We start from the raw sequence: 7,763 nt of genomic DNA on the forward strand, positions 1-7,763 counted from the left end.
GCATGCTTTATTATCGCTTATCTTTGTTCTCGCTTCGAGAGCAATCAGGCTTTCTGTAGAATCACTCGGCAAGAATGGATATACGTATAATGGCTGCTCAGCTACCTCATCATCTTAAACCCAATGCATTAGCCCTAGGTGTTTTCTTTGCCTTATACCCATTAAGCATGATCAGCGCACAAGCCGATAGTCAATACAGCTGCGCTGTAGGCGCTGGCGGACAATGGATCTGTACAACACAAGAAAAGCCACGCTCGGTGCCACGACCAACACCTATTAGTGAGCCGGCTACAAGCAAAACAGCTACCTCTACGAGTAAAAAAACAGCTACCGCTCCTGTTACGACCACTGCAAGAAAGGCAAAAGCCTCTACCAAACAAGCGGCACAAGCAAAAGGCTATGCCCTCAACTCGCGCAGCTCAGATTATTCTCATCTTGACTGGGTACCACGCGAGAGCCTTACTGGTGAGCAGCTGGCGGAAATTTCGCCCTATTGTGGCGGCACATATATAGAGCCATTACGTTTAGGCAAAGACGACACAACCCCATTCAAGCAAGCTCCCATATATGTTAATGCGATCAATTCACGCCACGAGCAAAACACGCAACTAACCGTATTAACAGGTGACATCATTATCCGCCAAGCCAGCTTGCAAGCAGAGGCTGAATACGGCGAGCTGGATCAGCTTAACAACCTAGGCACCCTAACCGGGCAGGTGCGCTTGCGTGACCAAGATATTTTGATGGTGGGCGACCAAGCACGAATCCAACTTGATACGGGTGAGGCGCAGATTGATAATACCGAATACGTTGTGCATAGCAAAAAAACACGCGGCGGTGCTGAATACATTAAGCGCAATGAAGACGGCATTATCCGCTTGAAATCCGGCAGTTATACCAGCTGCGCACCCAGCAAAAACGACTGGCATCTGCAGAGCAATAATATTACTTTAAACCAAGAAACAGGTTTTGGCACGGCAACCAATGCCACTCTCAGAGTCAAAAACATACCGGTTTTGTATACGCCTTATGTTCAATTCCCTATCGATGATCGACGCCTGTCAGGTTTTTTACCGCCCAGCATCAGTTATAGCCGCCGCAAGGGGGCTGATATCACCACGCCCTACTACATCAACCTTGCACCAAACTACGATGCCACCCTGTATCCCAATTACATCAGTAAACGAGGTTTGTTAACTGAGGCTGAGTTCCGTTATCTCACCAAGCAAAGTGAGGGTCAGCTTGGCGCTGCATGGCTGGGCAACGACAGCGAAACAGAACGCAAACTTCAATCTGAGTATAAAAAAGACCGCTGGATGCTGAATTGGCAGCATCAACACGGATTTAACTCCCGCCTGCTGGCTGAAGTGGATTACACCGACATCAGTGATCCTTATTACTTCCAAGACTTGTCTTCAAACATTATCGCCTCATCTGACAGCACTGTAGATCAGCGGGCGGGCCTGACATGGCGCGGCGACAGCTTTTCTGCCAACCTAAGCGTGCATGCTTATGAGCGCGCCAATATCTCCGATATCACACCCTACGATAAGCTTCCACAGCTCACGCTTAACGGTCGTGTCCCTGGTGAGCTGGCCGGCCTTGAACTGAGCTATCAAACCGAGTGGGTACGCTTTGACCGCTCATTGAAAAACGGTAAGTACCGTGACCGTGATGGTGATTTTCACCCCTGGCAAGATGAGCACCTTAAAGGCCTTAACCGTGCCGTGGGTAATCGTACGCACATTGAACCCGCACTCAGTATGCCTATGGATTGGATGTGGGGCTTTATTAAGCCCAGCGTTAAGTTCGCTTACACCAAGTATGATTTAGAGCTTGATAAGACGGGCAAGCAAACGATAGGAGCAGGCCGCACATTTAAAAGCGCACCGAGTCGCAGCCTACCCATTTATAGCCTAGACAGCGGTCTGTACTTTGATCGCCCAACAGAGTTGTTTGGTAAAAACTACACGCAAACTATAGAACCGCGCCTGTTCTATCTTTATGTGCCCTACACCGACCAAATTGATCTGCCTTTATTTAATACTGGCGAAAGTTCCTTTAGCTACTCATCTTTGTTTCGCGACAATCGTTTTACCGGACGCGATCGTATCGGTGATAGCAACCATGTTTCTTTGGGTCTTACCTACCGTTGGCTAGAAGACACCGGTTTTGAACGGCAACAGGCTTCAGTAGGTCAAGCGTATTACTTCAGTGACCGCAAAGTTATGCTGGATGCTGCTAATAAAAACGATTACAAAATGCACGAGCGCAATACTAGCAAGCGCTCTCCCTATGCTGCGCAGTATATGTATCGCTTCAATCAGGACTGGAAGCTCAACGCAAACTATACTTGGGATCCTGAAACCCACAGTCCACGCTCCGGTAGTATGATGTTTAACTACCAGCCTGAAGATAATCTCAATAAAATCCTTAACTTTGGTTACCGTTATACAAACGATGGGGTCTATTTTGATGAAAAACTAGGCCGTTATGTCACTGGCAGCGGCGATTACACCAACACAACTACAGGCCAAGTTTACAAAGATTTCTACAAAGTTGAACAAACCGATGCTTCGATAATGTGGCCTATCTTTACCCGCTGGAACGCCATTGCCCGCTGGCAATTTGACTACAACCGCAGCCAAACTTTAGAAGCTCTTGGCGGTTTTGAGTACAATAATTGCTGTTGGAAAGTACGCCTCGTCAGCCGTTATTGGGTAGACTATGACGAGCGGACCATGTCCCCTGAAGACAACCGCCGCCCTGATCGCGGTGTATTCTTGCAAATCATCCTAAAAAGCCTGGGCGGTATCACAGGCAATAAAGTTAGTACCTTCCTTGATGAAGGCATCCCTGGTTATCAACGACGAGAAGACAATGCTTACTAAGTCACTCAAAACACTATGCCTGGGCCTGCTATGTGCCGCAGGCTTAAGCTACGCCGCAGAACAACCCCTAGACCGTATTGTCGCTATCGTAGATGACGGCATCATTATGCACAGTCAGTTCGAAAAGCGTTTACAGGAAGTGCGTAAAAATATCAGTATCCGCAACGCTGAGCTGCCTCCCGAAGACATGCTGCGCCAACAAGTCCTCGACCGCATGATCCTGGATGAGTTACAGCTACAAATTGGTGAGCGCTCCGGTATTCGTATTGCAGATGATGAGCTTAATGAGTCTATTGCCAGCCTCGCGCAGCGCAATCAAACCACAGTGCCTGATTTTTTAAACATGTTGCGCCAAGACGGTTTATCAGAAGCCGATGTGCGTGAGCAAATTCGCAACGAAATTATCATCAACCGTGTACGCCAGTATAGAGTCGCCGAACGAGTCCAAGTAACCGAACAGGAGGTGAGAAACTTCCTCAATTCCACCCTGGGCAAAATGCAGTTGGCTGAAGACTACCGTTTAGCCAACATTCTCATCCCTCTATCAGACAGCCCAAGCGCAGACGAAATTGCTGAGGTTGAACAAAAAGTAGAGCTCGTGCAAAAACGTTTACACGAAGGTGCGGACTTCCAGCAGCTGGCTATGAGCTACTCAGCCAGCGAAAATGCGCTTGAAGGTGGGGATATGGGCTGGCGTAAAGCAGGTCAGCTGCCGCCGCCCTTTGATACCATGGTTAGCCAAATGAGTATCGGTGACGTTACTGAACCCCTGCGTACTGCCGGCGGTATCATTATTTTAAAGCTACTCGACAAACAGGGCACAGATAACAGCATGCGTGATGAAGTACACGTACGGCATATACTGCTCAAACCAAGCGAAATTCGTAGTCCAGCCGCAACACAGCAGTTAGCACAACGCCTGTACGAGCGAATTAACAGTGGCGAAGATTTCGCACAACTGGCAAAACAATACTCCGAAGACCCTGGCTCTGCATTGCAGGGTGGCGACCTCAACTGGACTGACCCACAAAACCTAGTACCTGCTTTCCGCTCAGTTATGGCCAATACAGCTATAGGTGAGCTATCCAAACCTTTTGAAAGCCAGTTCGGTTGGCATGTCCTACAAGTACTGGATCGCCGTATTACTGACAGCAGTCAAGAGTTGCGTGAGCAACAAGCTCTGAACCTTATTCATAACCGCAAATATGAAGAAGAGTTGCAAATATGGCTACGTGAAATTCGTGACGAAGCCTACGTGGAGATTAAAGAATTATGACACTGCGCTTTGCATTAACCCCAGGTGAGCCAGCAGGGATTGGTCCTGACTTGTGCGTTTTCTTAGCTCAAGAGGCCCAGCCCTATCCTGTAATAGTAATCAGCGATACAGAATTACTTAAACAGCGTGCTCAGCAACTAGACCTGCCATTAAACATCATTGAAGTAAACCCAGACAACTTACCTGAGTTACCCTCCCCTGAGCAGTCACTCTATGTATGGCACACGCCACTGTATGAGCCTGCAGTTGCCGGACAACTAAATACCGCCAACGCTCCTTATGTACTAGAAACCTTGACCCGAGCAGGACAAGGCTGCATAGATGGCTTATTTAGCGCCATGATAACTGCCCCCGCGCACAAGGGCGTCATCAACCAAGCCGGTGTACCCTTTTCTGGGCATACTGAGTTTTTACAAGAGCTTACTCACTCACCTCAGGTGGTGATGATGCTGGCAACTCACGGGTTACGCGTAGCTCTAGTTACCACTCACCTACCGCTGCGTGAAGTTGCTGATGCCATTACTACAGAACGCATAGAAAGTGTTACCCGTATTTTGCACCATGATTTGAGCAGAAAATTTGGTATTAAGAATCCGCGTATCATTGTCTGCGGCTTAAATCCGCACGCAGGTGAAGACGGGCATCTCGGTCGTGAAGAGCTAGATATTATTGCGCCAACGCTGGAACGTCTCCGTAAAGAAGGAATGGACCTCGTTGGTCCACTACCTGCTGATAGCGTGTTCACACCCAACAATCTAAAGCAATGCGACGCTGTTTTAGCGATGTACCATGATCAAGGCCTACCCGTACTGAAACACAAAGGTTTTGGTTCAGCCGTGAATATATCGTTAGGCATGCCTATTATTCGCACATCCGTAGACCATGGTACGGCGCTCGACTTAGCGGGTACTGGCGAGATCGATACAGGCAGCTTGCAAATTGCTTTAGTCACCGCCTACCAAATAGCGGCAGCCAACGTTTAAAGCAATCTTGCTGTACAACCCTTAGTCTTATCACGTAATAAAAAAAGCAGCAGTACAAATTTAAATGACTGCTGCTTTTTTATAGTGTTATTACCTGTAAACCCGCTAGACAATACCCTGCGCTAACATAGCATCAGCTACTTTTACAAATCCCGCCGTATTAGCACCTTTAACATAGTTAACCCTGTCGTTTTCTTTGCCGTAGTTAACGCAGGCCGCATGAATGCCTTGCATAATACTATGCAACTTAGCGTCCACCTCCCCGTCCGTCCACAGTAAGCGCATAGCGTTTTGCGTCATCTCCAAACCACTGACAGCAACCCCACCCGCGTTAGAAGCCTTACCCGGCGCATATAAGATGCCAGAGTCCTGAAACAAATCAATCGCCGCCAGCGTAGAGGGCATATTGGCGCCCTCAGCAACACAGATACAACCATTTTTAATCAGGGTCCGTGCATCATCAACGTTCAGCTCATTTTGCGTTGCGCAAGGCATAGCGATATCACACTCAAGCCCCCAAGGACGTTGTCCAGCCAAAAATTGCGTCCCAAATTCCTTCGCCATCTCTTCAATACGTCCACGACGCACGGTTTTCAAGTCCATCAAATACGACCACTGCTCGCTAGTCATTCCCTTTGGCATATAGATAGTGCCACCAGAGTCCGATAACGAAACCACCTTTCCACCCAGTTCAATAACTTTTTGCGCTGCATACTGAGCTACGTTACCTGAGCCCGAGATTGCCACACGCTGGCCTTCAAAACGGCGCTTGATACTCTTGAGCATTTGCTCAGCAAAGTAGACACAGCCATAACCAGTCGCTTCAGGACGAATCAAACTACCGCCATAGGTCATGCCTTTGCCGGTAAATACTGAAGTAAACTCATTGGCTAGACGTTTGTACTGACCAAACATATAACCCACTTCGCGCGCACCCACACCAATATCCCCAGCGGGGACATCCAAGTGTTGCCCAATATGGCGATAAAGTTCATTCATAAAGGACTGACAGAAGCGCATCACTTCTTGCTCAGACTTACCCTTAGGGTCAAAGTCCGCACCACCCTTACCACCACCCATAGGTAGTGACGTTAGCGAGTTCTTAAATACTTGCTCAAAAGCCAAGAACTTAAGTACGCCAAGGTTTACCGAAGGATGAAAACGAATCCCACCCTTGTAAGGTCCTATCGCGCTGTTCATTTGTACGCGATAACCGCGATTCACATGCACCTTACCCGCATCGTCTACCCAAGGCACACGAAATAGAATCACCCTTTCCGGTTCAACCATACGTTCAATAATACCCGCCTGCATATAGCGCGGGTTTTCCTGTAAAAAAGGCCATAATGAACGCAACACTTCCTCCACCGCCTGATGGAATTCAGGCTGTTCTGGATCGCGCTGTTTAATATCATTAAGAAAGGTATCGAGGGAGTAAGACATAAATAGTTCCTGAGCACGAAGACGCCAACTACTCTTGTAGTTACATCTGCGCAAATAATGATGGGGCTATTGTAAATTGCTACAAGTCGACTAGCTAGTCCCGTGAAAAAAAACTATACTTTCGCACGCAGGAGAGCGGTGACATAAACGCACCCGCCGAAGGCGCAAACTCCCATAAACGCTCAGGCTCATGTACTGCACTACCATTAATACGCCAACTGGAGAGCGGTTGCTCGACAACCCACCGAAGGGGCAAGCAGCATTGCTGCATAAACTCTCAGGTAACAGGACAGAGGGAGGGGCATTACAGACTGCAGGTGCTTTCTGATGCTTTCCTATATCTTCGTTATAGCCATTACCGCTGAAGCCATGTCCGGAGCACTAGCTGCTGGGCGGCGCAATATGGACTTGTTTGGCGTTGCCTTCGTCGCCTTTCTAACAGCTCTAGGCGGTGGCACAGTGCGCGACATGCTGTTAGGCAACTACCCTGTTACCTGGACTCAACACCCACTTTACATCTACCTCACCATCGGTGCTGGCATGTTCACAGTAGTGATTGCTAAGTATATGCGCCGGCTAAACCGCCTGTTTTTACTTGTCGACTCAATGGGCTTAGTGGCTTTCACCATCATTGGCTGCAATATCGCTATAAAACTGGATTACCACCTCACCGTTGTCCTTATGGCAGGCATGACCACAGGTATTTTTGGTGGCATCTTGCGCGACATCATGTGTAACCGCACTCCACAAGTCCTTCGTCACGAGCTATACGCCAGCGTGTCGTTTATGGTCGCTATTTTATACTTGGGGCTTATTTACTTGCAGGTGAATGAAAACATCAACCTGCTCATTTCCTTTGTTTTTGGCCTCACCCTGCGTTTATCTGCCTTAAAATGGAAGTGGTCTCTACCTGTATTCTCCTACTCACCTGGGCGCTGGAATGACTAAATCATAGCAACTCGACATGAGCAGCATCATTTCCGTTATCTAAATTACAATAAACCGCACACTTAAAACTTTTTAATGTCTAAAAATTACGGTTAAGTTATTTAGCAGCAAAAAGGAGCGTTAACATACTATTTGCCATCTACGTGGTGTCTACAGGGCGCATATGCGTTGCAGCCCTTAATATGAAAAACATAGACGCCGTAACGGACGCTATAGTAGAGG

At 48.0% G+C, this 7,763-nt stretch carries 5 protein-coding genes, 1 pseudogene and 2 riboswitches; of the genes and pseudogenes, 5 read left to right on the forward strand and 1 reads right to left on the reverse strand.

Features of this window, described 5'->3' with window-relative positions:
• The first annotated feature begins 89 nt into the window (after window positions 1-89).
• Genes QEZ41_RS06160 through pdxA form a run of 3 tightly spaced genes read left to right on the forward strand, consistent with a single transcriptional unit; the run spans window position 90 to window position 5,150 of the window.
• The gene (locus QEZ41_RS06160) at window positions 90-2,891 is read left to right on the forward strand and encodes an LPS-assembly protein LptD (protein ID WP_289410522.1); all 2,802 of its coding nucleotides are present in this window, start codon (window positions 90-92) and stop codon (window positions 2,889-2,891) included.
• Window positions 2,881-4,167 carry a peptidylprolyl isomerase gene (locus QEZ41_RS06165; RefSeq protein WP_289410523.1) on the forward strand — a complete coding sequence of 429 codons (1,287 nt, stop codon included), beginning with the start codon at window positions 2,881-2,883 and terminating at the stop codon, window positions 4,165-4,167. The genes QEZ41_RS06160 and QEZ41_RS06165 overlap by 11 nt, the downstream gene beginning before the upstream one ends.
• Window positions 4,161-5,150: a 4-hydroxythreonine-4-phosphate dehydrogenase PdxA gene (gene pdxA, locus QEZ41_RS06170; protein ID WP_289410527.1), complete on the forward strand. Its 990-nt coding sequence runs from the start codon at window positions 4,161-4,163 to the stop codon at window positions 5,148-5,150. The genes QEZ41_RS06165 and pdxA overlap by 7 nt, the downstream gene beginning before the upstream one ends.
• A 105-nt stretch (window positions 5,151-5,255) precedes the next feature.
• Here the strand turns inward: pdxA and gdhA are convergent, their stop codons facing one another.
• Window positions 5,256-6,593 (reverse strand): NADP-specific glutamate dehydrogenase, encoded by a 1,338-nt coding sequence (gene gdhA / locus QEZ41_RS06175; protein ID WP_289410524.1) that lies wholly within the window; start codon window positions 6,591-6,593, stop codon window positions 5,256-5,258.
• Window positions 6,594-6,711: 118 nt separating this feature from the next.
• A riboswitch (glycine riboswitch) is annotated at window positions 6,712-6,801 on the forward strand.
• Window positions 6,802-6,896: riboswitch (glycine riboswitch) on the forward strand. It abuts the riboswitch before it with no gap.
• A 21-nt stretch (window positions 6,897-6,917) separates the two neighbouring features.
• Here gdhA and QEZ41_RS06180 point away from each other — a divergent pair.
• Both QEZ41_RS06180 and QEZ41_RS06185 read left to right on the forward strand, forming a co-directional pair.
• The gene (locus QEZ41_RS06180; protein ID WP_289410528.1) at window positions 6,918-7,541 is read left to right on the forward strand and encodes a trimeric intracellular cation channel family protein; all 624 of its coding nucleotides are present in this window, start codon (window positions 6,918-6,920) and stop codon (window positions 7,539-7,541) included.
• A 131-nt stretch (window positions 7,542-7,672) separates the two neighbouring features.
• Window positions 7,673-7,763 (forward strand): annotated as a pseudogene (locus QEZ41_RS06185) (hypothetical protein); the annotation flags it as partial.

Origin of the sequence: Thiopseudomonas acetoxidans (assembly GCF_030362935.1) — a bacterium.
In the GTDB taxonomy this organism is placed as follows: domain Bacteria; phylum Pseudomonadota; class Gammaproteobacteria; order Pseudomonadales; family Pseudomonadaceae; genus Thiopseudomonas; species Thiopseudomonas acetoxidans.

Bases quoted from the DNA above. Each gene is read 5' to 3' on its own strand.
- QEZ41_RS06160 (WP_289410522.1), top strand. From the start codon at position 90: ATGGCTGCTCAGCTACCTCATCATCTTAAACCCAATGCATTAGCCCTA.
- QEZ41_RS06165 (WP_289410523.1), top strand. From the start codon at position 2,881: ATGCTTACTAAGTCACTCAAAACACTATGCCTGGGCCTGCTATGTGCC.
- gdhA (WP_289410524.1), bottom strand. From the start codon at position 6,593: ATGTCTTACTCCCTCGATACCTTTCTTAATGATATTAAACAGCGCGAT.